Annotated in this window: 24 protein-coding genes; 8 read left to right on the forward strand and 16 right to left on the reverse strand. The window is 69.5% G+C overall.

Annotated elements, in window-relative coordinates:
• The first annotated feature begins 360 nt into the window (after nt 1-360).
• From G6N50_RS15150 to G6N50_RS15165, 4 genes are all read left to right on the forward strand, one after another.
• Nucleotides 361-558 (forward strand): Rv1535 family protein, encoded by a 198-nt coding sequence (locus G6N50_RS15150; RefSeq protein ID WP_083093468.1) that lies wholly within the window; start codon nt 361-363, stop codon nt 556-558.
• A gap of 71 nt (nt 559-629) precedes the next feature.
• Nucleotides 630-1,469 carry a dienelactone hydrolase family protein gene (locus G6N50_RS15155; protein ID WP_083093466.1) on the forward strand — a complete coding sequence of 280 codons (840 nt, stop codon included), beginning with the start codon at nt 630-632 and terminating at the stop codon, nt 1,467-1,469.
• Between the two features lie 31 nt (nt 1,470-1,500).
• Nucleotides 1,501-1,776 carry a nuclear transport factor 2 family protein gene (locus tag G6N50_RS15160; protein ID WP_083093464.1) on the forward strand — a complete coding sequence of 92 codons (276 nt, stop codon included), beginning with the start codon at nt 1,501-1,503 and terminating at the stop codon, nt 1,774-1,776.
• Between the two features lie 39 nt (nt 1,777-1,815).
• A complete protein-coding gene (locus G6N50_RS15165) occupies nt 1,816-2,856 on the forward strand; it encodes an LLM class F420-dependent oxidoreductase (protein ID WP_083093573.1) in 1,041 nt (346 codons plus the stop codon).
• Nucleotides 2,857-2,860: 4 nt separating this feature from the next.
• Here G6N50_RS15165 and G6N50_RS15170 read toward each other — a convergent pair whose 3' ends face one another.
• The 9 genes from G6N50_RS15170 to eccCb all read right to left on the reverse strand — a co-directional run bounded on the left by G6N50_RS15170 (nt 2,861) and on the right by eccCb (nt 12,970).
• Nucleotides 2,861-4,282 carry a hypothetical protein gene (locus G6N50_RS15170; protein WP_163650858.1) on the reverse strand — a complete coding sequence of 474 codons (1,422 nt, stop codon included), beginning with the start codon at nt 4,280-4,282 and terminating at the stop codon, nt 2,861-2,863.
• Nucleotides 4,283-4,285: 3 nt separating this feature from the next.
• Nucleotides 4,286-4,615 carry a type VII secretion target gene (locus G6N50_RS15175; RefSeq protein WP_083093460.1) on the reverse strand — a complete coding sequence of 110 codons (330 nt, stop codon included), beginning with the start codon at nt 4,613-4,615 and terminating at the stop codon, nt 4,286-4,288.
• 50 nt (nt 4,616-4,665) lie between these two features.
• Nucleotides 4,666-6,003, reverse strand: a complete 1,338-nt coding sequence (glmM, locus tag G6N50_RS15180) for a phosphoglucosamine mutase (protein ID WP_083093458.1) — start codon at nt 6,001-6,003, stop codon at nt 4,666-4,668.
• Nucleotides 6,004-6,152: 149 nt separating this feature from the next.
• Complete coding sequence (rpsI, locus tag G6N50_RS15185) at nt 6,153-6,599, reverse strand: 30S ribosomal protein S9 (protein ID WP_163650969.1); 447 nt, start codon at nt 6,597-6,599, stop codon at nt 6,153-6,155.
• A gap of 80 nt (nt 6,600-6,679) precedes the next feature.
• Nucleotides 6,680-7,123 (reverse strand): 50S ribosomal protein L13, encoded by a 444-nt coding sequence (gene rplM / locus G6N50_RS15190; RefSeq protein WP_083093571.1) that lies wholly within the window; start codon nt 7,121-7,123, stop codon nt 6,680-6,682.
• Nucleotides 7,124-7,371: 248 nt separating this feature from the next.
• On the reverse strand, nt 7,372-7,674 hold the full coding sequence (locus tag G6N50_RS15195; protein ID WP_142275444.1) for a WXG100 family type VII secretion target: 303 nt from the start codon (nt 7,672-7,674) through the stop codon (nt 7,372-7,374).
• Nucleotides 7,675-7,683: 9 nt separating this feature from the next.
• Nucleotides 7,684-8,001 (reverse strand): WXG100 family type VII secretion target, encoded by a 318-nt coding sequence (locus G6N50_RS15200; RefSeq protein WP_083093448.1) that lies wholly within the window; start codon nt 7,999-8,001, stop codon nt 7,684-7,686.
• 44 nt (nt 8,002-8,045) lie between these two features.
• Nucleotides 8,046-9,281: a type VII secretion-associated protein gene (locus tag G6N50_RS15205; RefSeq protein ID WP_083093446.1), complete on the reverse strand. Its 1,236-nt coding sequence runs from the start codon at nt 9,279-9,281 to the stop codon at nt 8,046-8,048.
• Complete coding sequence (gene eccCb, locus G6N50_RS15210) at nt 9,278-12,970, reverse strand: type VII secretion protein EccCb (RefSeq protein WP_083093444.1); 3,693 nt, start codon at nt 12,968-12,970, stop codon at nt 9,278-9,280. Before eccCb ends, G6N50_RS15205 begins: the two co-directional genes overlap by 4 nt.
• 127 nt (nt 12,971-13,097) lie before the next feature.
• Here eccCb and eccD point away from each other — a divergent pair, with 127 nt between their 5' ends.
• The gene (gene eccD / locus G6N50_RS15215) at nt 13,098-14,477 is read left to right on the forward strand and encodes a type VII secretion integral membrane protein EccD (RefSeq protein WP_232068763.1); all 1,380 of its coding nucleotides are present in this window, start codon (nt 13,098-13,100) and stop codon (nt 14,475-14,477) included.
• A complete protein-coding gene (gene mycP, locus G6N50_RS15220; RefSeq protein WP_083093440.1) occupies nt 14,474-15,781 on the forward strand; it encodes a type VII secretion-associated serine protease mycosin in 1,308 nt (435 codons plus the stop codon). Before eccD ends, mycP begins: the two co-directional genes overlap by 4 nt.
• Here mycP and eccB read toward each other — a convergent pair.
• Nucleotides 15,746-17,131 (reverse strand): type VII secretion protein EccB, encoded by a 1,386-nt coding sequence (gene eccB, locus G6N50_RS15225; protein ID WP_083093438.1) that lies wholly within the window; start codon nt 17,129-17,131, stop codon nt 15,746-15,748. The two genes, mycP and eccB, sit on opposite strands and share 36 nt — an antisense overlap.
• A 181-nt stretch (nt 17,132-17,312) precedes the next feature.
• Between eccB and G6N50_RS15230 the strand changes: the two genes are divergently transcribed.
• Nucleotides 17,313-18,170 carry a cutinase family protein gene (locus G6N50_RS15230; RefSeq protein ID WP_083093569.1) on the forward strand — a complete coding sequence of 286 codons (858 nt, stop codon included), beginning with the start codon at nt 17,313-17,315 and terminating at the stop codon, nt 18,168-18,170.
• Between the two features lie 42 nt (nt 18,171-18,212).
• A complete protein-coding gene (locus tag G6N50_RS15235; RefSeq protein WP_083093436.1) occupies nt 18,213-18,848 on the forward strand; it encodes a cutinase family protein in 636 nt (211 codons plus the stop codon).
• Here G6N50_RS15235 and truA read toward each other — a convergent pair.
• The 6 genes from truA to rpsM all read right to left on the reverse strand — a co-directional run bounded on the left by truA (nt 18,845) and on the right by rpsM (nt 22,905).
• Nucleotides 18,845-19,711 (reverse strand): tRNA pseudouridine(38-40) synthase TruA, encoded by an 867-nt coding sequence (truA, locus tag G6N50_RS15240; protein ID WP_083093434.1) that lies wholly within the window; start codon nt 19,709-19,711, stop codon nt 18,845-18,847. The two genes, G6N50_RS15235 and truA, sit on opposite strands and share 4 nt — an antisense overlap.
• Nucleotides 19,683-20,252 carry a 50S ribosomal protein L17 gene (gene rplQ, locus G6N50_RS15245; RefSeq protein WP_083093432.1) on the reverse strand — a complete coding sequence of 190 codons (570 nt, stop codon included), beginning with the start codon at nt 20,250-20,252 and terminating at the stop codon, nt 19,683-19,685. Before rplQ ends, truA begins: the two co-directional genes overlap by 29 nt.
• 117 nt (nt 20,253-20,369) lie before the next feature.
• Nucleotides 20,370-21,413 carry a DNA-directed RNA polymerase subunit alpha gene (locus tag G6N50_RS15250; protein ID WP_083093430.1) on the reverse strand — a complete coding sequence of 348 codons (1,044 nt, stop codon included), beginning with the start codon at nt 21,411-21,413 and terminating at the stop codon, nt 20,370-20,372.
• 76 nt (nt 21,414-21,489) lie between these two features.
• Nucleotides 21,490-22,095: a 30S ribosomal protein S4 gene (gene rpsD, locus G6N50_RS15255; protein WP_083093428.1), complete on the reverse strand. Its 606-nt coding sequence runs from the start codon at nt 22,093-22,095 to the stop codon at nt 21,490-21,492.
• A 9-nt stretch (nt 22,096-22,104) separates the two neighbouring features.
• Complete coding sequence (gene rpsK, locus G6N50_RS15260; RefSeq protein WP_067101453.1) at nt 22,105-22,524, reverse strand: 30S ribosomal protein S11; 420 nt, start codon at nt 22,522-22,524, stop codon at nt 22,105-22,107.
• Nucleotides 22,525-22,530: 6 nt separating this feature from the next.
• The gene (gene rpsM, locus G6N50_RS15265) at nt 22,531-22,905 is read right to left on the reverse strand and encodes a 30S ribosomal protein S13 (protein ID WP_067833943.1); all 375 of its coding nucleotides are present in this window, start codon (nt 22,903-22,905) and stop codon (nt 22,531-22,533) included.
• Nucleotides 22,906-23,011: the final 106 nt, after the last annotated feature.

The raw sequence follows: 23,011 nt of genomic DNA on the forward strand, positions 1-23,011 counted from the left end.
CGGAACGTTTTTACCTGATGTATTTGTGACGTTTCCGTTTGCTTACATGTCGGCGAGATTTATCGTCCCAGCATTCGAAATGTCAGCAAATACTAGAAAGAGCCCCAGCCGGCCGAAGGACGAGCTGCTTGAAGCCCGAGCGGTCACGATTCCACAGCGTATCAGCCGCGAAACCGTGGTCATCGCTTTGCGGTAAGGCATTAATTAGGCATAAGCCAAGTATTCTGGCTACCTGGGACCACGCTTTTAGCCGAGCCATGAATTCAGTCGTCAGTAGTTGTTAACCGGGAATTGTGCAACGGGTCGTATTGAGATGCGTAACTTTTCGGACCGCCCATCAGGCGCCATGAGGAGGCAATCATGACCGCAGTTCGCTACATCGACGTGGTGCCCGCCCCGTTGGCACCGGCACCGCGGCAGACGGGCAAGCCGCGCCCGCGGGCGGCGACCGGCTCCGGAAACCCCTTGATGGACATGACCACCCAGCTGCTGTCCGGCGCGCTGCACCAGCTCTATGCGGCGCTGTGGCGGGTGGGTGTCATCGAGGTCAGGGCCTAGCAAGGGCGCGGAAGCCCGGGCGGGCGTTCCTTCTCCCCCGGCGCCCGTTTGCGATGCGCTAACGTCGACGCGTGGCCCGCACCCGCAAGCTCGTCGCAGCTCTCAGCCGCCGTGGTCCGCATCGAGTTTTGCGGGGTGACCTGGCCTTTGCCGGGCTACCCGGAGTGGTGTACACCCCCGAGGAGGGGCTCAATCTGCCCGGCGTGGCGTTCGGCCACGATTGGCTCGCCGGCACCGCCCGGTATGCGAACTTGCTCGAACATCTGGCGTCGTGGGGCATCGTGGCCGGCGCACCCGACACCCAGCGCGGCCTGGCCCCGTCGGTGCTGAACTTCGCCTTCGATCTCGGCACCGCCCTGGACATCGTGTCGGGCGTGCGGCTGGGCCCCGGCAAGATCAGCGTGCATCCCGCCAAGCTGGGTGTGGTCGGTCACGGCTTCGGTGGCTCGGCGGCGGTGTTCGCCGCGGCCGGAATGCCGGCCAAGCCCGCCGCGGTCGCGGCGCTTTTCCCCAGCGCCACCAGCCCGCCGGCGCAGCAGCCGGCCGCGACGCTGAAGGTTCCCGGGGTGATCTTCACCGCGCCGGGCGATCCGAAAACACTGAACTCCAACGCGTTGGCGCTGGCCGACGTGTGGGACGCGGCGACGCTGCGCATCGTCAGCAAGGCCGAATCCGGTGGGCTGGTCGAGGGCCGGCGGCTGACCAAGGTGCTGGGTCTGGCCGGGCCGCACCGGCGCACCCAGCGGTCGGTTCGCGCACTGCTGACCGGCTATCTGCTCTACACCCTCGGCGGCGACAAGACGTATCGCGACTTCGCCGATCCGCAGGCGCACCTGCCCGGCACGGATGCGATCGACCCCGAGGCCGAAGCGATTCCGCTGGAAGACAAGATCGTCGCCCTCCTGAAGTGAGGTGGCATGGCTGAAGGGGTAGTTGCCCAGTATGTCGACCGTGCGAGCGCTCTACGACCGCTGGATCATCGAGCTGTGGGACGGCCAGCCCATCGCGGCCGAGATCGTCACCGACGACTTCGTGGGCCACTGGCCCGACCGGGAGGTGCACGGGCCGCTGTCCGACGGCGACCTGGTCGCCGGGCGCTGGGTGGGCACCGGCCTTAGTCCGGACGGCCCGGTCTCGTTCACCGGCAATGACATCCTTCGCCTCGCCGCCGACGGCCAGCGGTTCGCGGAGTACTGGACGGGCACGTCGGCGGGCTGACGGTCCCGGGCCCGCGCGGCGGCGTGGTAAGTGTCTGTGATGCGAATCGGGATCGCTCTGAACTATTCGGGTGGCTTCCACGAAGCCGTCGACCGCGTGGTCGAACTGGAGAAGTCGGGCATCGAGGTCGTGGTGGTGGCCGAGGCGTATGCCTTCGACGCCATCAGCCAGCTGGGCTATCTGGCCGCCAAGACGAACACCGTCGAGTTGGCGTCCGGGGTGCTGCCCATCTACATCCGCACGCCGTCGCTGCTGGCGATGACGGCCGCGGGGCTGGATTACGTGTCCGGCGGGCGATTCCGCCTCGGCATCGGCACCTCCGGGCCGCAGGTGATCGAGGGGTTTCACGGCGTGCCGTTCGGCGCCCCGATCGGCCGCACCCGCGAGATCGTGGAGATCTGCCGTAAGGTGTGGCGCCGCGAACGCGTGCAGTACGACGGCAAGTACTACCGGCTGCCCCTGCCCGCCGATCGCGGGATGGGGTTGGGTAAGCCGCTGCAGCTTATCAATCACCCTGTGCGCGAACGCATTCCGGTCAGCATCGCCGCGCTGGGACCCAAGAATGTCGAGCTCACCGCCGAGATCGCCGAGGGCTGGCAGCCCGTTTTCTACATTCCGGACAAGGCGGCGTCGATCTGGGGCGACGCCCTCGCGGCAGGCGCCGCCAAACGCGATCCCGCACTGGGGCCGCTCGACGTGATGGTGCACGCCTCGTTGGCCATCGGGGACGACGTCGACGAGCGGCTGGCGTGGGTCAAGCCGCAGCTGGGGCTGTACATCGGCGGCATGGGCGCCAAAGGCCGCAATTTCTACCATAATTTGGCGACGCGGTATGGGTTCGGCGAGGTCGCGGACCGCATCCAGGAGCTGTACCTGTCCGGCCGCAAGCAGGAGGCCATCGATGCGGTGCCCGACGAGCTGGTGCGGGGCATGTCGCTGATCGGCCCTGCCGGGTACGTCGCCGAACGCATGGCCGCGTTCGCCGAGGCGGGGGTGACCACCCTGTTGGTGAACCCGTTGGCCGCCGACCCCGCCGAATCCGTCCGCTTCGTCGAGGAAGCTCTCAAGCTGCAGCCCTGAGCGGTCACTGCCCCGCCTGCGGAAGCTGGTCCGCGGCAATCTCGCACGGCGTCGATCCCTGGCCGGCCGCGGGGGCCGGCTCGGCGGCGGGAGCGGCGGGCGGCGCGTCGGCCGGCGGTGCGTCGGCGGGTGGCACGTCGGTCGGTGGTGGGCCGCCGACGGATTGGATCGACTCGTCGGGCTGGTTCGGCTCAGGTTCGCCGACCCGCTGGGCCTGGTCTGCTGTGGCGGGGTCGTCGGGCTGGTCGGTGGTGGCGGGATCGTCGGACCCGTCGACGGCCTTGTCGTCGGTGACGTCGCCGCCGTCTTCGGGATCGTCTGTGTGGAACGGTTTTTCGTCGAAGGCGCTGGCGTCGTCGTTGAAGGGGTCCGCACCCCCCAGGCCGTCACCGGCGGATCCGATCAACCCGCCCACCGCGTCGACGATCCGGCCGGCCAGCCCGAGAAGCCCACCGCCGCTACCGAGTCCGCCACCCAGACCGCTATCGCCGAACCCACCCAGATCGCCCGCCGGCATGCCCAGGCCGTCACCGAGCGCGGCTCCCCAGTCCGCGGGAGGCCCCGGGGCGGCGGCCGGCGGCGGGGCCGGAGTCACCGGATCGGGTGTGGCGGAGACCGCGGCGGGCGCGGCGGCCGTCAGCGTCGGCGCCGGATCCGCCGGCGGGGCGGGCGCCGGATCCACCCGCGGTTCGGGCGCGGCGGACACCGGCGGGGCGAGCTGCATCGGTACCACGCCCGCCCCAAGGTCACCGGGAAACTCGAAGCGCGCCGTCGGCACCGCGGCCATCTTGTCGATGACCATGGCGTAGGACGTCTCGACCCCGTCCGAGGCGGACCGCATCGCGGTCAACCAATCATTGTGAATGTCGTTGTCCACGTGTGGCATTACCTGCCGGCGCACCACGTCCGCGGCGTCGTCCCGGTCCCCGGCCATCACCGCGGCCGCGGCCGCCAGCCATGCCGGCCGTTGCGCCTGGGTGCCGTCGTCGACGGCGATGGCGGTCGCGACCTTCGAGTCGACCAGGTACCACAGGTTGTCACGCAGGGATTCGCACCGTTGCGCCGCCGCGCGCAGTTCGGTGGCCAGCGCGTCCGCGCTGTCGCAATGCCGCTGCAACAGTTGCACCGCGGCGTCCCCGCCCGGACCCGTCCACGCCGCCGCCAGCTCGGCCACCTGGGCGCGCTGCATCCGCAGCGCCTCGGCCGCCACCACGCCCGCCGCCCGCAACTCCGCACAGTCGCGATCCAGCGCACGCAGGTCCAGGCCGTCCTCACCGGCATACCATTCGCGGATCTGCGCGGGATACGTTGTCAGATCCGGGTTTTGGTAGCCGAGCGCCTGACAGGCCTGCACGTAGGCCTGGGTGTGTTCGACGGCCGTCCGGCCCTCGTCAAGGCGCGCGGCCACGTCCAATCGCTCGGCCATCGGCTAGGCGATCCGCACCGCGGCATACAGTTCGGCGGCGGCGTAGCGCTCGGCGCTGGACCGCAGGGCGGCGGCGATCTCGGTCGACGCGCGCGACCATTGCGACACCTGCGCCACCAGCCGCTCGAATTCGATGCGCAGCGCGTCGCCGCGCGCGGTGTGTGCGCGGCCGGCGCTCGCTCCGCCGAAAGCCAGCCTGGACAGGTGGTCGCTCACCGCGCGGTCGATGAACTCGGCCGCCATGGCGAATTGATTAGCCACCCGCTGCGCCGCCGGCGCGTCGATCTGCGTGCGGGCGATGGCTACCGGGCGTGTTCCCCCAACGGATTTCATGCCTTATCCGACGCCCGCGGGCGTGGCGGGGTTCCGGTGGGTTAGGCGATCTACAGCGCGCCGCTGACCGCGTCGGCGACGCGGGCGGCGATGCGCGCGGCGATGTCCTTTTCGGGCGCTTCCACCATGACGCGGATCATCGGCTCGGTTCCCGACGGGCGCAACAGGATTCGGCCGGTGTCGCCGAGTTCGGCCTCGGCCTGCCCGACGGCGCTGCGCACCGCGGGCGCGGTCGCGGCGGTGTCCTTGTCGGCGACGGTCACGTTGATCAGTACCTGCGGCAGCGTCTGCATCGCCGAGGCCAGTTCGGCCAGCGTCGAGCCGGTCTGCACCATGCGGTTCATCAGCCGCAGGCCCGTGACGATGCCGTCGCCGGTCGAGCCCAGCGCCGGCATCACGATGTGCCCGGACTGTTCGCCGCCCAGGCTGTAGTCGCCGGCCCGCAGCTCCTCCACGACGTAGCGGTCGCCAACCCCGGTGGTGCGCACCTCGATTCCGGCCGAACGCATGGCCAAGTGCAGCCCCAGGTTGCTCATCACTGTGGTGACCAAGGTCTTGGATGCCAGCTCGTCGGCCTCGTGCATAGCCAGCGCGAGCACGACCATGATGTGGTCGCCGTCGACCAGGTTGCCATTGGCGTCGATGGCCAGGCAGCGGTCGGCGTCCCCGTCGTGGGCCAGGCCCAGGTCGGCGCGGTGCGCGATGACCGCCGCGCGCAGCGAGTCCAGATGCGTCGACCCGCAGTTGTCGTTGATGTTGAGCCCGTTGGGTTCGGCGTTGATCGCGATCACCCGGGCGCCGGCGGCGCGGTAGGCGCGCGGGGCCACCGCGGAGGCCGCGCCGTGGGCGCAGTCCACCACCACGGTCAACCCGTCGAGGCGCAGGGTGCTGGCCTTGCTCAGGTGGCGCAGATAGCGGTCGGCCGCGTCCTCGGCGTCGATGACCCGCCCGATCCCGGCGCCGACCGGACGCAACCCGGGATCGATGGCGAGCAGCGCCTCGATCTGGTCCTCGGTGCCGTCGTCGAGCTTGCGGCCGCCGGGGCCGAAGATCTTGATGCCGTTGTCGGGCATCGGGTTGTGCGACGCGGAGATCATCACGCCGAAGTCGGCGTCGTAGGCACCGGTCAGGTAGGCGACCGCCGGGGTGGGCAGCACCCCGACGCGCAGCGCGTCGACGCCCTGGCTGGTCAGCCCGGCGATCACCGCGGCCTCCAGCATTTCGCCACTGGCCCGCGGATCGCGGCCGATCACCGCGACGCGCCGGCCCGGTGCCGGGGCGCTCGCCAAATGCCGCGCCGCCGCGGAACCCAGCGCCAGCGCCAGCTCGGCGGTCAGCTCGCGATTGGCGACCCCACGGACACCGTCGGTGCCGAATAGTCGACCCATGCGACCAAACCTCTCACAGTTGTCGGGCTAGCACCTAACGTGCCCGTTCCTTTGTCGACGAAACGGGCCGCGTCGGGGCGCAGACACGCCGCAACCGGCCACAACTTGTGCACCACGATGCCAAGTTGTGGCCGGACAGCGACGGCTGATCAGCGCTTGCTGTACTGAGGCGCCTTACGGGCCTTCTTCAGGCCGTACTTTTTGCGCTCGGTGGCACGCGGGTCACGGGTGAGGAAGCCGGCCTTCTTCAGCGGGGGCCGGTCCTCGGGCTGGGCCAGGATCAGCGCCCGCGCGATGCCCAGGCGCAGCGCGCCGGCCTGCCCCGAGGGGCCGCCGCCGTGCAGCAGGGCGTAGATGTCGAAGCTGTCCACCCGGTCGACGGTGACCAGCGGGGCCTTGATGAGCTGCTGGTGCACCTTGTTGGGGAAGTAGCCCTCCAGGGTGCGGCCGTTCAGGTTGAACTTGCCGGTGCCGGGCACCAGGCGCACCCGCACCACGGCCTCCTTGCGGCGGCCGACGGTCTGGATGGGCCGGTCGAACACGAAGGACTCGGCGGGCGCGGCGGCCTCGGCGGGCTCCACCGAGGCTTCGGTCACCTCGGCCGCGGCCACGGTTTCCTCGACGGTCTCTGCGACTTCTGGGGTGTCCGGGTTCTCCGGGGCCTCGGTCGTTTCGGTCACTGGGCCACCTGCTTGATCTCGTACGGAACGGGCTGTTGTGCGGCGTGGGGGTGCGTCGGGCCGGCGTAAACGTGCAGCTTGCGCGCGATCTGCCGGGCCAGCTTGTTCTTGGGCAGCATGCCGATGATCGCGTCCTCCACGACCCGGTCGGGGTGCTTGTCCATCAGCTCGCGCATGGTTCGGCTGCTCAGACCGCCGGGATACCCCGAGTGGCGGTAAGCCAGCTTCTTGTCCAGCTTCTGGCCGCTGAAGGCGACCTTGTCGGCGTTGATGACGATGACGAAGTCACCACCGTCGACATTGGGGGTGAACGTCGGCTTGTGCTTGCCGCGCAGCAGGGTGGCTGCCGCGACGGCAAGGCGGCCAAGCACCACGTCCGTGGCGTCGATGACGTGCCACGACCTCGTGGTGTCACCCGCCTTTGGCGTGTACGTAGGCACAGCGCTTACCTTCTCTTCTTCTCGAGGTGGATCCCGGGTGACCCGGGGGCCGGTCAGGCGTTCGCGGCAGGGCTTGGTCTCGGCGACCGACATTGACCCGAGGCCCCGGCGCACCGCACGCCAACGGAGCAGCTTACCGACCGCCATCCCCGCAGGTCAAAATGACTGTGTGGTCCCGACGGCTCTCCCCCGTCAGGACCACACAGGTCTCACGGCGCGGCCGGGGCCGCGCGGTGCCCAATCGGCCGCTACCGCGCCCACACCCCGGCCGCCCGGCGGTCGGCGTCGGCCACCTCTTGCGCGCCGTCGCGTACGGCATTTCCCAGCTCGGCCAGTATCTCGTTGAGCGCGGCCGCCGACTGGTGCCATCTCAGCTGCTCGGCCTGGTAGGCGGCGGCCGCTTCGCTGGTCCAGAGCTGCCGCAGCGGGTCGATTTGGGATCTCAGCTCGTCCAGCGCGGCGTTGAAGCGGGTCGACGTGGCGTGGATTTCCTGACGCACCGAATGTTCGATTTCGCCGAAGTCATAGGAAAGCACCGGGTCCACTGGGATCCTCTCTCGTCACAGGTTTCCGCTGGCGGCGCCGATGCGGTGGGCATGGTTCTGCCCGGCCTCCTGCAAAGCGGCTGCGTTGTGCCGGATGGTGTCGGCGATGGTGTTCAGGGCGTGGTAGAGCCTCAGCGACTCCGCGTTCCAGCGATCGATCACGTCTTTGAAGCGCGCGGCCGCGAGCCCACCCCACGCCGACGGCGGTACGCCGTTCATGCGGCCGACGAACGCCTGCAGCATGGCCCTGAGTTCCTCGTTGCGGGCGTCGGTGGTAGCCGCCACCGACCGCATCAGGTCGAAGTCTGTGCTCAATGTGTTCGATGCAGCCATACCAACTACGACCCCCGCGGCCGTCGATCGGTTCCACCGAATTTTCATCCGATCGCGTGGGCGGATCGCACCGCCTGCTCGCAGGCATCGCGAACGGCGTCTTCGTCACCGGCCCGGCTCTGGCAACCGATGCTGATCCGGACCGGACCGTCCAGCAGCACGGTCCAGCGCACGTGATGGCCCGGGCGCACTTCGCGGTAGGTCACCGCCGGTCGGCCGGCGCTGGTTCCGGACGGGTTGAAGTCGACAAACACCCCGGTGGACTCGGCGTCGATCGCGCGCTTCAACCGCTCGGCGGCGGCGCTCAGCGTCTCACCGGCGACCGGTGACTGGGTGATGTGCAACGCCACTTCGGGGTCGGCCGGCGACGTGACCTGCACCCGGGCCGAGCCCGGGCCGCTGACCACCCGTTGCGCCGACCAAGTCGCGGGTACCGACAGCGTCACCCGGCCTTCCACCAGAAACGTCGTGGGCGCGGTTTCCACCGGTTTCGGTGGGACCGCAGCGGGTCGGCCCGTCGTCACTGCGGTGGGTGCCGCCGCAGCCACGACGATGGCAGCCGCCGCGAGTCCGCTCAGCCTCCGACCGTGCGATCGGACGGCACCGGCCGGTGCGGTGGCGACCGGACCCGACAGCGCGGCGGTTGCCGGGTAGGCCGGCCCGGCCAGGCGGGCGAACCGAAAGTCGTTGATTTCGAGGATGTCCGGGGCCTGCTGCCCGCCTTTGCGCACCGCGTCGGCGATCAGCGCCGCCAGCGCGGACGCACCGGCGACGGTGCCCGGTGTGTCGATCAGCACGGCTGCGGGCGCCATCGCGGCGACGACGCCCGCAACGTCGCGGGCGACGGACTGCGGTTCGGCGTTGCGCGGGATGGCGGTGACCGTGTTCGCGATGATCGCGACCAGCCGCTCGGCGATCTCGACCACTGTCGTCGCATCCGGTTCGGTCCGGGACGCCCGCGTCAGCAGCGAGGATCGCGTCCGCGTCTCACCCGCTACCGCGGCGGCGGCGGCGCTCACCACACCCGCGCGCGACGCCGGCCACCACGACGGATGGATGACGACCATGCCGTCGCAGTGCCCGCGCGTTGCCGCTCGCAGCGCGGCCTCCCACAACGCGTCGACGGCCATCGGCCGATCCCCGACCAGCGCCACCGGGTCGTCGATGGCGTCCAGCGCCGTTTGGCTGAGGTCCGCCGCATCGGCGTCGGTGCTTGGGGCGCAACACAACCGCCGGATCGTGCCGGGCCCGGCTTCGACGATCGCCGAGTGCTGGATCATGGTGGGCTCCAGGCAACCTGGACAAGTTCTTCGTCACCGCCGCGGGTGGTCAGGAGGCCGCGGCCCGGCGGCAATCGGACCGGCCGGGTCGAGCCGAACGATCCGCCCTCGGCCGGACATCCGCTCATCATCAGCGACATGCAACCGAAGTCGCGCAGGCTCGCCAGCAGTGGCTCGAACATCGCGCGCTCGACTCCACCGGTGCGGCGGGCTATGACCAGGTGCAATCCCAAATCTTTTGCATAAGGCAGGAATTCGACGATCGGTGTCAACGCATTGCCCGCCGGGGTCGCAACCAGGTCGTAGTCGTCGACGATGACATAGAGGTCCGGTCCAGACCACCAGGAGCCGCTGCGCAACTGGGCCTGGCTGGCGCCGGGCGGTGGCATCCGCGCCTGCAAAGACTCGAGCAGGTCGGGCAACATTGCCGCCAGCTCGGCGGGCGACATGGCGTAACCGCCGAGGTGTTGCGACTCGACGACGCCGAGCAGTGCGCGCCGAAAGTCGACGATCGACAGCCGAGCTTGCCCGGCCGTCTTCGTCCGGACGATTTCTCGGCACAGCGTCCGCAGCGTCGCGGTCTTGCCACACTCGTTGTCGCCGAGGACGAGAAGATGCGAATGGTGCTCGAAATCGATTGCCATCGAGCGCAGTCCGCGCTCTCGTAGGCCGAGCAGCATCCGCGTGCCCAACTCGGCGCTCACCCTGTCCACCAAGGCCTCGCGATCCACGTGCATCGGCAGCACCGGTATCGGCGGAGCGACCGGTCCACCGGCGGACACCTCGGCGGTGGGCGAGGCGATCACCATGTGCAGACCCTCACGGGAAAGGCCACGGCCCGGCCTGTCACGCGGCACGTGTTGCGCTGCCCTGCGGTCGATTTCGGAGTCCGCGGGGTCGCCCAGCCGCAACTCGATGCGAGAGCCGATCTGATCCCTCAGCGCGGGCCGCACCTCGGCCCACCGCGTTGCCGACAAAACCACGTGAACGCCGAACGAAAGTCCTTGAGCCGCCAGCGTTGTGATCGACTCCTCCAGCGCCTCCCCTTCTTGACGCACGCCCGCCCAGCCATCGATGACGAGGAACACGTCACCGAACGGATCATCGGATGCATCGATGTCCCTGCGCCACTGGCGGTACTGAGCGGCCGACGCGATGCCATGCTCGCGGAACACGGCTTCGCGGCGAAGAACGACCGACTCGCATACGGCGACCATCCGTTCGGCGAGACGCGGTTCCGCGCGCCCCGCAACGGCACCCACATGCGGCAGCGTGTGCACCGCCGACAGTGCCCCGCCTCCGAAATCCAGGCAGTAGAACTGCACCTGGCCGGGGTCATGCGTGGCGGCCAGGGCGGTGATGAGCGTGCGCAGCGCCGTCGACTTGCCCGATTGGGGTGCGCCGATGACAGCCACATTGCCTGCCGCGCCGGACATATCGATCGTCAGCGGCGTCCGGCACTGATCGAATGGCCGGTCGACAACGCCAATGGGGACTGCCAGGCCTCCCGGCGTGCAGTCAGCGTCGGCCAGCACGGTGCGCAGCGCCGGCGCCGCCCCGAGCGGGGGCAGCCAAACCCGATGCGCGGGCGGCCCCTGACCACACAGCCGGTCCAGTACGGCGTGCGAGATGGTCCGTTCGGGTGTCCCGCTCACCTCGACGGCCGGAGTGATCGCCCCGGTTACCCAGCTGCTGAACACGCGCACCGAACGCGCTGTCACAGCCGGCGCACTTCCGGGTGTGTCCACCGGCAGCGGGGCCGACACCGAGGCGGCCTGGAAGCGAATCGGTTCGTCACCGCTGCTGCGTAAGAAGCCGGCGCCAGGGGTGCTCGGCAGTCGGTAGGCGTCGAGATTCCCCAGTGTGGCCTGGGATTCGCCGGCGGATAGCGTTTTCAGACAGATGCGGTAGGACAGGTGGGCTTCCAGTCCGCGTAGCCGGCCCTCATCGAGACGTTGACTGGCCAGCAGCAGGTGCATGCCCAGCGAGCGGCCGAGCCGGCCGATCGCAACGAACATGTCGGCGAAATCGGCATGCTGGCTGAGCAATTCGGAGAACTCATCGACGATGATGAACAGCGTGGGCAGCGGTGGCAACGCAGCGACCCCGCGCGCTCGTTCGTATGCCGCGACGCTGACGCGGCCCGCTGCCCGCAGCAGCTGCTGGCGACGGTTCATCTCACCGGCCAGGGCATCGCGCATCCGGGCCACCAGCGGCGCGTCGTCGGCAAGGTTGGTGATCACCGCCGCCACGTGTGGGGCGTGCGCATAGTCGAGAAACGTTGCACCGCCCTTGAAGTCGACAAGCAGCAGGTTGAGCGCCGCCGGCGAGTTATGGGCCATCATGCCCAACGCGATGGTGCGCAACAGCTCCGACTTGCCCGACCCGGTGGCGCCGATGCAGAGCCCGTGCGGGCCCATTCCACCTTCGGCCGGCTCTTTGATGTCCAGCTCGACCGGGGCACCCGCAACGGTGGTTCCGATCGGTACGCGAAGTCGGTCGCGGCGACGTTGGCGACGCCACAGGGTGGCCGCGTCGAAGCGGTCCAGGCTGCAAAGCCCGGCCAGCTCCGGCCAACCGGGGTCAGAGCCTCCCGGGCGGTCCGTGCGCGCGTGGTACCCGGCCAGCCGGCGCGCGCAGATCAGCGCGTCGACGGGCGCCATCACGTCGGGACGCCATCCCGGTGCGGGTTGACCGGCCGTCCGGATGGTCAGCGGTGCGCCATCGCGGCCGGTGCCGACCCCGATGGTGGCCGCGCCGACGATCGGATCGACGGCATCGGAAAGATCGGTGAGCACCAACAGGTTCCGTCCCTGCGCCGCGGCGAGCGCATGCCGTGCCGCTGCCGCGCTCGAATAGATCATCCGTACCCGGCCCGCCTCATCGGTATCGATCGGATGTTGGTTGTGCGGCAGCCATTTCAGCCACTCCCAGTGAACGCGGCGCTGATCATCGACGGCGGCGGTGATCAGCACCTGATCGGGCCCATGCAGCACGGCGAGTTGGCAGATCACCGCGCGCAGGAGCCCGCGCACTTTGCCCGGATCGCCGTCGATCGCCACGACCGTGCCGGCGGGTAGGCCGATCGCGACCGGGGCGTGGACCGTCGAATGCGTGTGCAGGAAGCGGCGCAGTGCCGCGGCGGTGACCGGGTCGCGGAACCCGTCGGGCGGAAGCTCCGGGGCGACCAGTCTGCGGTTGAGCGGCTGGGACCCCATGCCCACCCGGACGACGCCGAAGTCCGCGTCGGTTGGTCGCCGCTCCCACATCCGTGGGCCGCCGATCAACGTCCAAAGCGTGTCGGGATCGGGATGGCGCCTGGTCGATGAACTGCGCTGTGCCACGGCAACTTCGGATACGCTGGCACTCAGCCCGCTCAGGTATTCGAGATAATGATCGCGGTCTGCATCGACCCCACCGCCATGCCGGCGGGCACGACCGGTCAGGCCCGTCACCACGGTCGAAACCAGCATCATCACCGGGAATGCCAGAAACATGGGGTTGCGGGTCACACCCGTCCCGGCGGTGAACGCCGCGGCCATGACGCCCATGCACATCAGGGAGAGCACCACCGGTGCCAGCCGCGCCAGCATGGCCGGCGAGGCGCGAGGTGGTAGCTCCGGTGGCGCGTCGACAACGATGTCGGCATTCGCAGCCTGCGGTAGCGCCGAGATCAAAGCCTCTGTCATCTCATCCCTCCCCGGTGCGACGACGGTAGGTAGCACCGACATCGACGACAAGTCACCTGTGGACAGCCGGATACCGGGCCTTGGCGACCTGGCTAAGTTCTCCCCTATCCGACCGAAGGGTTCGCTGTTGCCTGCATCCGATACCGGGCTGCGACGCGTCTCGGTGTACTGGGACACCACCGTCGTCGATGTGACCCTGCCCGCCGGACTCCCTGTCGCCGTTCTGATTCCGCCACTCGTCGACATCCTCGAGGTCGACCACCCCGACAATGGGCGCTACCGCCTTTCGGTCCCCGGAGCGTCCCGGCTGGATCCGTCAATGACGCTGGCGCAGCAAGGTGTCGGGGACGGGGCGATGCTGGTGCTGAGCCGGTGCAGCACCCCACTGCCCGCACCCCGCTACTTCGACGTGGCGGAGGGCGTGGCGGCCACACTCGACGCGGCGACCGAGACGAGCGGAGACGCCTCGCCCGGGCGCGCGGTCCGGCTCACCGGCGCGGCCGCGGCAATCGTGTTGACCGGCGTCGGAGGGCTGGTCATCGCGCGTAACACGTTAGGCACCAACGCTCTCGGAGATGTCGCCACGACGGTCACCGTGCTGGTGTCGGCGGCAGCCCTCGCCCTCGGGCTTTCGGCCGTGGCGCACCGCGGCTATCGAGACAGCACCGCCGCGCTGACGTTGAGTGTGATCGCCACCGCGTTCGCAGGTGTTGCCGGCTTCGTGGCGGTGCCCGGTGTGCCCGGTGCCCCCAATGTCTTGCTGGCCGCGGTGGCGGCGGGGGTCACCTCCGCGGTGGCGATGCGCGTATCGGGCTGCGGCGTGGTCACTTTGACCGCCGCGTCGTGCTGCGCCGCGCTCATCGCGGTGGCCGGGTTGGTGGGGGTGATCAGTGCGGCGCCACCGCCCGTTATCGCTTCGGCGGCTTCGCTGGTATCCGTTGGCCTGCTCGGGGTGGCGGCGCGCGCATCGATCGCGCTGGCGGGGTTATCGCCCCGGCCGGGGACACCGGACGCGGCCGGAATCGAACCAGGCGGCGCGGAGGTGCACCGCCGGGCCGTCCGCGCCGACAGGTGGTTGTCGGGCCTGCTTGCCGGGTTGGCCGCGTCGGCCACGGCGGGGGCGGTCGTCACCGTCCTTGCCGGCGCACCGCGCCTGGCGTGCAACGCGTTCGGCGCCCTCACCGGCGCGTTGCTGCTGTTGCGCTCCCGATCCGCCGACAAGAAGAGAATGCTGGCGTTTGCGGTCAGCGGAATTATCATTGCCGCAACGACTTTCGGGGTTGCCGCCTCGCGGGCACCGGTGCACGTCCCCTGGGTCGCGACGGCGACGACCATCTCGGTCGCCGTGGCGATGTACCTCGGCTTCGTCGGCCCGGCACGCCCCGCCTCTCCCGTCTTCCGCCGAGGCGTCGGATTGCTGGAGTGGCTGGCGCTGGCCGCGATGGTTCCGTTGACCTGCTGGATATGCGGACTGTACGGGACGGTTCGGGGATTGAGCCTCACATGATCTGCTCGCGCACCGGCCGCCTGCTGGCGGTGTCGGCGCTGGCGTTTGCGTTCGGAACGCCGACGGCGCGGGCTGTTTCGCCCCCGGACGTCGATGACAGCTGGTTGCCCAAGCCCGCCTTGCCAGCGCCCCCGTGGCCGACCGCGCAACGCGAGGTGTGCGCGTCGATGACTGTCGACGCGGGACCGGTCCGCAACCCGCCGGCGGGCCTGGGCGACCTGTCGGCGGTCTGGCAACTGAGCCGCGGCGCCGGGCAACGGATCGCGGTCATCGACACCGGGATTTCCCGACATCGCCGGCTGCTCGACGTCGTGCCCGGCGGCGACTACGTATCCACTGGCGACGGCACGCAGGACTGCGATGCGCACGGCACGCTGGTAGCTGGAATCATCGCGGCCACAGCCGACTCCAAGTCCGACAGCTTCAGTGGGGTGGCACCGGAGGCCACGTTGATCAGCATTCGGCAGTCCAGCGCGAAGTTCGCCCCGACCGTCGACCGGTCCCGTGTCGGGGTCGGTGACGTCGACACTCTGGCGAAAGCCGTTCGGACCGCGGCCGATCTGGGTGCGTCGGTGATCAACATTTCGTCGGTTGCGTGCGCGTCGGCGGCTTCGGCGCCCGACGACCGCGCGTTGGGCGCCGCACTGGCCTACGCCGTCGACGTCAAGAATGCCGTCATCGTGGCCGCGGCCGGCAACACCGGCGGTGCGGGAGGTTGTCCACCGCAGCGGGCGGACGCCACCTGGCAGAACCTCACGGTGGTCGCCAGCCCCGCCTGGTACGACGACTACGTGCTGACCGTCGGTTCGGTGAATGCTGGTGGGGCGCCGTCGGCGTTCACCCTTGCCGGCCCCTGGGTGGATGTCGCCGCGCCCGGTGAGGGGGTGGCTTCGCTCGCGCCTGAGCCGGTGTCCGGCACGAGCTATGCGGCCCCGGTGGTCAGCGGATTGGCCGCGCTGATCCGCGCCCGCTTCCCGGCGTTGACGGCCCGCCAGGTGATGCAGCGCATCAAGACCACGGCGCGTCATCCGGCCGCCGGATGGGACCCCCTGGTCGGGAACGGCACCATTGACCCGCTTGCTGCGGTCAGCACCGGCACGAATCCGCCCGGCAGCAATCCCGACCCGTCGCCGGCGTCGGTGCCGATCCCGGCGGCGCCGCCGGTCCAATCGCGCGATTCGCGCGCCCGGGACACCGCGCTCCGGGGAGCGGCAGTCTGCCTGACGGCCCTGGCCGTCGTGCTGGCCACAGCGTCGGTGAGGGGTCGCCTACGGCGTGCCCGCGACCGCATCGCGTGCGATTGAGGCGTTCTGTCGGCTCAGTTCCGGCCCGGCCGGCAGGAGCGTGAGCAGCGGCCACGGCGCGGGGCCCGCCTGGGTAAGACCGAGGTCCCGCGCGGCCGTGTCGTCGTGAACGGCGAACCGGACTCCGGTGTCGGTGATCAGGTAGCCGGTGCCGGCCGTGTCGGCGGCCCGCACGTAGGCGCTGCGGCCGGGCGGCACGTACACGGCGTCCAGCGCGGGGCCGGGACCGTCGGCCTGCGCCAAAATGACCGGCGCCCGGCCGGCCGGCACCGGCGGGCGGCTCTCGGCCAGAAATGCGACATCGGCCTGGCCGGGTCGTGCCTCCTGAAGACTCGCGCACAACGCGCCGGCGGGCGCCGCGAGCGTCGGCGCCCGGTCGGGGAAGAGGGCAACCGGTAGCTCGGTGACGACGGGAGCGGCCCGGATCGCGTCGGGTGCGACGGTGACGGCGTGGGCCGTTGCCTGCGGGTTGCCGAAGCGTAAGAGGTCGGCGGCAACCTGGCCGATGCGCTGCATTCCGGCGGCCAGCACCGCGTAATACTCGTCGCGGTCGGCCCGTGTGATGCGAAGCACACTGCCCACCGGAAATCCGGGCATTTTCGGTGTCGCGCCGCCCAGGCCGCGGATCCGTGGCGGCGCGATCGGCGGCGCTTCCGGCACGGCATTCAGCAATGTCTGTGAGACGCGCGTTGGTGCACGACCTTCCAGACGCAGCGCGCGCACCACGGCGGCATCGTCGAGGTCCACTGTCGCGCGGTGGCCGTTGTAGAGCAGGTAGGCCGGCGAACCGGAGGTGGGAGCCACCAGCATCGCCTGGCCCTCGGGCACCCGGTGCACCGCCGGGGCCTCGGAGCGGCGGCCGATGATGACCGTGGTGGTGCCAGCGCCGGTACTAGCGCATATCGACCAACCCACATCCTCCGGGGACAGCGGCCTGCCGAGAAATTGTGGCGCGCCCGGAATGCCAAGCAGCGGGCCGCGTTTGGTGGTGGTCAGGTCGGATTCGGTGACCGGCCGCGGGTTGGCGGCGGTCGCCGCGATGAGCCGGGCGGAGGCCAGGTTGAGCACCGGATGCCAGACGTCGCCCACCCGGACGAAGAGGGCGCCGGATTCCCGGCTCACCACGATCTGCTCGCGATCGAGCGCCGCATGGGGTCGAAGCAGGGCCAGGACCGCGCAGCCGGCCACGGTTATGGCGGTGACCACGCACCCGAGCACCAGCGCCGCCGGATACGGGCGCGGACCCGACCCGGCCACCCCAACACCTTCGCCCAGCAACGCGCCCTCGATGCGCCGCAGCAAATACCGGTACGCGCTGACGTGCAGCCACGTGGCCGGCTGACGCGGCACCCGATCTCCTCACCCCGTGAATCCGTCAATGCCCACGGTAGGCCGCCATTTCGCGGCGCACGAGCGGTTATCCACAGGTCGCGGGAGTTTCAACGCATCACAAATTGGGTAACATTGCCCGGTGCAAACTCACCGTGTACGTACCCGTCGGGCGGGCACCGCGCGGTCAGCAACACGCTTCATCGGCCTGGGCGCTGCCGCCCTGGCTACCGCTGCTGGCCTGCTCGCGACCCCCGCCGCAGCGCCCAAAGCCTCCGCCGATGACTGCCCGGACGTCGAGGTCATCTTCGCCCGCGGCACCAACGAGCCACCCGGTCTGGGCCGGGTCGGCGACGCCTTCGTGGACTCGCTGCGCCAACAGACCGACGGCCTGAACATCCTGCCCTACGGCGTGAACTACGCCGCCAGCAAGCTGCAGCTGCACGGCGGCGACGGCGCCAACGACACGATCGACCGCGTCAAGAAGAGCGTGGAGAAGTGCCCGAACACCAAGATCGTGCTGGGCGGCTACTCGCAGGGTGCGTCGGTGATGGACATCGTGGCCGGCGTCCCGATCGGCGGCATCAGCTGGGGCAGCAAGCTACCCGCGCAGTACGCCAACAACATCGCGGCCGTCGCCACCTTCGGTGACGTGGCCGACCGCGCCGGCGGCACCCTGCCCAGCCAAAGCGCGCTGCTGGGCTCCAAGGCCATCGACCTGTGCAACCCCAACGACCCGATCTGCCACGCCGGTCCGGGCAACGAGTGGAGTGGCCACACCGAGGGCTACGTCCCCGTGTACACCACCCAGGCGGCGGCGTTCGTCGCGCAGAAACTTGCGGCCGCCGGTGTCGGCCAGCAGTCCCCCGCCTTCGGTCCGCCGCTGGGCCCCGTCCCGCAGCAGCCCGGTTACGGTCAGCAGTCGCCGGTGTACGGGCAGAACCCGCCCGGGTCGGGCCCGTCGATCCACGGCGGTACCGTTCCGACGCCCGCGCCGTCGCTGCCCGCACCAACCGCGCCCGGGCCGGCCACGGACTCACCGCAAGCACCTCTCGTCTGAATCGTTACCGTCGGGTTATCAACGGACCCGTAACATCGCTGTGTGAGGCTTATCCCGTTAGGGCTGGGCATCGTGATCGGCGCGACGGCCGCGTTATTGGTTGCCCCCCAATTGGTTCCGCGTGCGTCGGCATCGTGCCCCGGCGTTGAGGTGGTCTTTGCCCGGGGCACCGACGAGCCGCCCGGTGTCGGCAAGGTGGGCGGTGCCTTCGTCAGCTCGTTGCGCGAGCAGACCCGCAAAAGCGTTGGCGCATACGGGGTGAACTACCCGGCCAGCAAGGACTTCCTGGCCGCTACCAACGGCGCCAACGACGCCAGCACCCACCTGCAGCAGATGGCGGCCAACTGCCCCGGCACCAAGCTGGTGCTCGGCGGGTACTCCCAGGGCGCCGCCGTCGTCGACATCGTCACGACCGCACCGCTGCCCGGCCTCGGCTACCGCCAGCCGTTGCCGCCCGCGGCCGCCGACCACGTCGCGGCCGTCGCCCTGTTCGGCAACCCGTCCGGCCGGGCGGGCCAACTGATGAGCGCCCTGTCCCCGAATTTCGAGGGCAAGACCATCGACCTGTGCAACCCGGGCGACCCGATCTGCTCGGGCGGCATGCAGTGGAGTTCACACCTGAGCTACGTGCCCGGATTGACCAACCAGGCAGCACGATTCGCCGCGGCCAGGGTTTAGCGCGAGCGCACGTCCCGGGTGATCCGGTTGCGCGCCGCCAGCTGGTCGTCGGGCGGGTAATCCACACCGACCAGCGCCAACCCGTGGGCGGGCGCGGCAGCGAAGTCGCTGGACCGCTCTGTGGCGCTGAGCAATCCGCGGCAGTAGGACACCGGGCGGCGGTGTTCGCCGACGGCCAGCAGCGCGCCGACCAGTGAACGCACCATCGACCAGCAGAACGCGTCGGCGCTGACGTGCGCGGTGATCAGGTCACCGTCGCGCGTCCAGTCCAGGCGCTGCAGGTCTCGGATGGTGGTGGCGTTCTCGCGGTAACGGCAGAACGCGGCAAAGTCGTGCAGTCCCAACAGGTCTCGCGATGCCGCGGCCATCGCGTCGACGTCCAGCGGGCGGGGCCAGGCGGTGACGTAGCGGGCCTGCAGCGGCTGCACGCCCCAGGGCGCGGTGGAGAGCCGATACACATAGTGGCGGCGCAGCGCCGAGAAACGGGCGTCGAAACCCGCGGGGGCGCGGGTGATGTCGACGACCCGGACGTCGGTGGGCAGGAACCGGCCCAGCCGGCGCAGCAGCGGCAGGAATTCGGGTTCACCGGCGTGCGGTGCCCGCGGATAGGCGTTCGGCAGCGCGTCGGTCGGCACGTCGACGTGCGCCACCTGACCGGTGGCGTGCACTCCCGCATCGGTGCGTCCCGCCGCGCGCAACCGCAACGGCGTGCGGAAGACGGTGGTCAGCGCCTCGTCGAGAACTCCGGCGACGGTCTGCTGGCCGGCCTGAGTAGCCCAGCCAGCGAAACCCGTTCCGTCATAGGCGATATCAAGCCGCAGACGGATGTCCTCGCTAATCCTCGCTGGACCCTTCGGCCTCATCGGCCTGCGCTTCGCCGGCCTCGGCCTTGGTCTCCTCGACCTCGCCCGTGGCTTCCTCGGCCGTCGGGCCGACGGCCTCCTGCGGCTCGACAGCCGCCTGAGGCGCCGCCGCCGCCGCGACGGGAGCGTCAGTCTTCTTGGAGGCCTTCACCCGACGGGCCCGGTCGGCCTCGGAGGTGACCGTCTTCTCCCGCACCAGCTCGATCACGGCCATGGGCGCGTTGTCGCCCTTGCGCGGCTCGACCTTGATGATGCGGGTGTAGCCGCCATTGCGGTCGGCGAAGAACGGACCGATCTCCGCGAACAGGGCGTGCACCACGTCCTTGTCGCGGATCTTCTTCATCACCTCTCGACGGTTGTGCAGCTCACCCTTTTTCGCGTGGGTGATCAGCTTCTCCGCATACGGCCGCAGCGCACGCGCCTTGGGCTCGGTCGTCTTGATCCGGCCGTGCTCGAACAGCGACGTGGCCAGGTTGGCCAGAAGGGCCTTCTGGTGCGAAGACGACCCGCCGAGGCGAGGGCCCTTGGTGGGCTTGGGCATTGCGCTATCTCCTAAATGGGGCCGACCCCCGTATCAGGTAGGGCCGGGACGGACGTTGTTGCATGTGTCCGGTTCCTCAGCGGCCGCGGCACGGCCGCATCGTCGCCGGACAGTGCTTTACAGCTGTTCGGTTTCCGCGTAGTCCTGGTCGTCGTAGGCGGCCTCGTTGGACCAGGTGCCGGTGGCGACGTCGTAACCCGCGACCTGCGAGGGGTCGAAGCTCGGCGGGCTGTCCTTGAGCGAGAGGCCCAGCTGGTGCAGCTTGACCTTCACCTCGTCGATGGACTTCTGGCCGAAGTTGCGGATGTCGAGCAGGTCGGACTCCGTGCGGCTGACCAGTTCGCCGACGGTGTGCACACCCTCGCGCTTGAGGCAGTTGTAGGACCGCACGGTCAGGTCCAGGTCGTCGATCGGCAGCGCGAACGACGCGATGTGGTCGGCCTCGGCCGGCGACGGCCCGATCTCGATGCCCTCCGCCTCGACGTTGAGTTCGCGTGCCAGGCCGAACAATTCGACCAGGGTCTTACCCGCCGACGCCAGCGCGTCGCGGGGGTTGATCGAGCTCTTGGTCTCGACGTCCAGGATCAGCTTGTCGAAGTCGGTGCGCTGCTCGACACGGGTGGCGTCCACCTTGTAGGTGACCTTCAGCACCGGCGAGTAGATGGAATCGACTGGGATGCGGCCGATTTCGGCACCGGAGGCGCGGTTCTGCACGGCCGGCACGTAGCCACGGCCGCGCTCGACGACCAGCTCGACCTCGAGCTTGCCCTTGTCGTTCAGCGTCGCGATGTGCAGGTCGGGGTTGTGCACCGTGACACCGGCGGGCGGCACGATGTCACCCGCGGTGACCTCGCCCGGGCCCTGCTTGCGCAGGTACATGGTGACCGGCTCGTCCTCCTCAGAGGACACCACCAGGCTCTTGAGGTTCAAGATGATCGCGGTGACGTCTTCCTTGACGCCCGGCACGGTGGTGAACTCGTGCAGCACGCCGTCGATGCGGATGCTGGTGACGGCCGCGCCCGGGATCGAGGACAGCAGCGTCCGGCGCAACGAATTGCCCAGGGTGTAACCGAATCCCGGCTCGAGCGGCTCGATGACGAACTGGGAGCGGCTGTCGGTGAGAACTTCCTCGGACAATGTGGGTCGCTGAGAGATCAGCATGGTGTTTCTTCTCTCCTTCTCGGCACCCGCTATTTGATGCCGTTAGGGTTTCCGGGCCGGCCGGCCCAAAAGTCCGTTACTTTGAGTAGAACTCGACGATGAGCTGCTCGGTGAGCGGCACGTCGATCTGCGCCCGTTCGGGCAGCTGGTGCACGAGGATGCGCTGACGCTCCCCCACCACCTGCAGCCAGCTCGGGATCGGGCGGTCGCCCGCCGTCTCCCGCGCGATCTGGAACGGCACGGTATTCAGCGAGGAGTCCCGTACGTCGATGATGTCGTGCTGCGACACCCGGTAGCTGGGGACGTTGACATGCACGCCGTTGACGCTGAAGTGTCCGTGGCTGACCAGCTGACGCGCCATCCGTCGGGTGCGGGCCAAACCGGCGCGGTACACGACGTTGTCCAGCCGGCTCTCCAGGATGCGCAGCAGCTCCTCACCGGTCTTGCCGGATTGCCGGGAGGCCTCTGCGTAGTAGCGACGGAACTGCTTTTCCATCACGCCGTAGGTGAAGCGAGCCTTCTGCTTCTCCTGCAGCTGCAGCAGGTATTCGCTTTCCTTGATCCGCGCGCGGCCGTGCTGGCCGGGCGGATAGGGACGCTTCTCGAACGCCTGGTCGCCACCGACGAGGTCGGTGCGCAGCCGGCGCGATTTGCGGGTGATGGGTCCGGTGTAACGAGCCATGGTTGTCTCCTAGACCCTTCTGCGCTTCGGCGGGCGGCAGCCATTGTGCGGCTGGGGGGTGACGTCGGAGATCGCCCCGACCTCCAGGCCGGCGGCCTGCAGCGACCGGATCGCGGTCTCCCGGCCCGAACCCGGGCCCTTCACGAAGACGTCGACCTTCTTGACGCCGTGTTCCTGCGCCTTGCGCGCGGCGTTCTCGGCGGCCAGCTGGGCCGCGAACGGGGTCGACTTCCGGGAGCCCTTGAACCCGACGTGCCCCGACGACGCCCAGGCGATGACGTTGCCCTGGGGGTCGGTGATCGTCACGATCGTGTTGTTGAACGTGCTCTTGATGTGGGCGGCACCGTGCGGGATGTTCTTCTTTTCCCGCCGGCGGGTCTTCTGACCCTTCTTGGGCGCCGCCGCGCCTGCCTTCTTTGCTGGTGGCATCGGGGGTTACCTGGCCTTCTTCTTGCCGGCGATGGTGCGCTTGGGGCCCTTGCGGGTGCGCGCATTGGTCTTGGTCCGCTGGCCGCGCACCGGCAGGCCGCGGCGGTGCCGCAGGCCCTGGTAGCAGCCGATCTCGATCTTGCGGCGGATGTCGGCCTGCGTTTCGCGGCGGAGGTCACCCTCCACCTTGAGGTTCGCCTCGATGTAGTCACGCAGGTGGGTCAGCTGGTCATCGGTCAGGTCCCGGGTGCGCAGGTTCTTGTCGATGCCGGTTGCTGCCAGGATCTCGTTCGACCGGGTGCGGCCGACGCCGAAGATGTAGGTCAGCGCGATCTCCATCCGCTTGTCACGCGGAAGATCGACGCCTACTAATCGAGCCATAGGTGGCGTTTCCTCTTTTTCTAGGCGGAGGTCTGATCCCAGCCCGTTCCCGGCCCCTGATGGGTTTTACCGGGGCCCGGCCTCCGACCGGGCGTGGATGAGCGGC

Origin of the sequence: Mycobacterium mantenii, assembly GCF_010731775.1 — a bacterium.
GTDB lineage: Bacteria > Actinomycetota > Actinomycetes > Mycobacteriales > Mycobacteriaceae > Mycobacterium > Mycobacterium mantenii.

Excerpts from the sequence above, each read along its gene's own strand:
- eccCb (WP_083093444.1), bottom strand. The coding sequence starts at position 12,970 with ATGACAGAGGCTTTGATCTCGGCGCTACCGCAGGCTGCGAATGCCGAC.
- G6N50_RS15200 (WP_083093448.1), bottom strand. The coding sequence starts at position 8,001 with ATGGCTGCATCGAACACATTGAGCACAGACTTCGACCTGATGCGGTCG.
- G6N50_RS15250 (WP_083093430.1), bottom strand. The coding sequence starts at position 21,413 with ATGCTGATCTCTCAGCGACCCACATTGTCCGAGGAAGTTCTCACCGAC.
- G6N50_RS15170 (WP_163650858.1), bottom strand. The coding sequence starts at position 4,282 with ATGGCCGAGCGATTGGACGTGGCCGCGCGCCTTGACGAGGGCCGGACG.
- G6N50_RS15175 (WP_083093460.1), bottom strand. The coding sequence starts at position 4,615 with ATGAAATCCGTTGGGGGAACACGCCCGGTAGCCATCGCCCGCACGCAG.
- truA (WP_083093434.1), bottom strand. The coding sequence starts at position 19,711 with ATGAGGCCGAAGGGTCCAGCGAGGATTAGCGAGGACATCCGTCTGCGG.
- rplQ (WP_083093432.1), bottom strand. The coding sequence starts at position 20,252 with ATGCCCAAGCCCACCAAGGGCCCTCGCCTCGGCGGGTCGTCTTCGCAC.
- G6N50_RS15205 (WP_083093446.1), bottom strand. The coding sequence starts at position 9,281 with ATGATCCAGCACTCGGCGATCGTCGAAGCCGGGCCCGGCACGATCCGG.
- glmM (WP_083093458.1), bottom strand. The coding sequence starts at position 6,003 with ATGGGTCGACTATTCGGCACCGACGGTGTCCGTGGGGTCGCCAATCGC.
- G6N50_RS15160 (WP_083093464.1), top strand. The coding sequence starts at position 1,501 with ATGTCGACCGTGCGAGCGCTCTACGACCGCTGGATCATCGAGCTGTGG.
- rpsD (WP_083093428.1), bottom strand. The coding sequence starts at position 22,095 with ATGGCTCGTTACACCGGACCCATCACCCGCAAATCGCGCCGGCTGCGC.
- rpsM (WP_067833943.1), bottom strand. The coding sequence starts at position 22,905 with ATGGCTCGATTAGTAGGCGTCGATCTTCCGCGTGACAAGCGGATGGAG.
- rpsK (WP_067101453.1), bottom strand. The coding sequence starts at position 22,524 with ATGCCACCAGCAAAGAAGGCAGGCGCGGCGGCGCCCAAGAAGGGTCAG.
- mycP (WP_083093440.1), top strand. The coding sequence starts at position 14,474 with ATGATCTGCTCGCGCACCGGCCGCCTGCTGGCGGTGTCGGCGCTGGCG.
- G6N50_RS15150 (WP_083093468.1), top strand. The coding sequence starts at position 361 with ATGACCGCAGTTCGCTACATCGACGTGGTGCCCGCCCCGTTGGCACCG.
- G6N50_RS15165 (WP_083093573.1), top strand. The coding sequence starts at position 1,816 with ATGCGAATCGGGATCGCTCTGAACTATTCGGGTGGCTTCCACGAAGCC.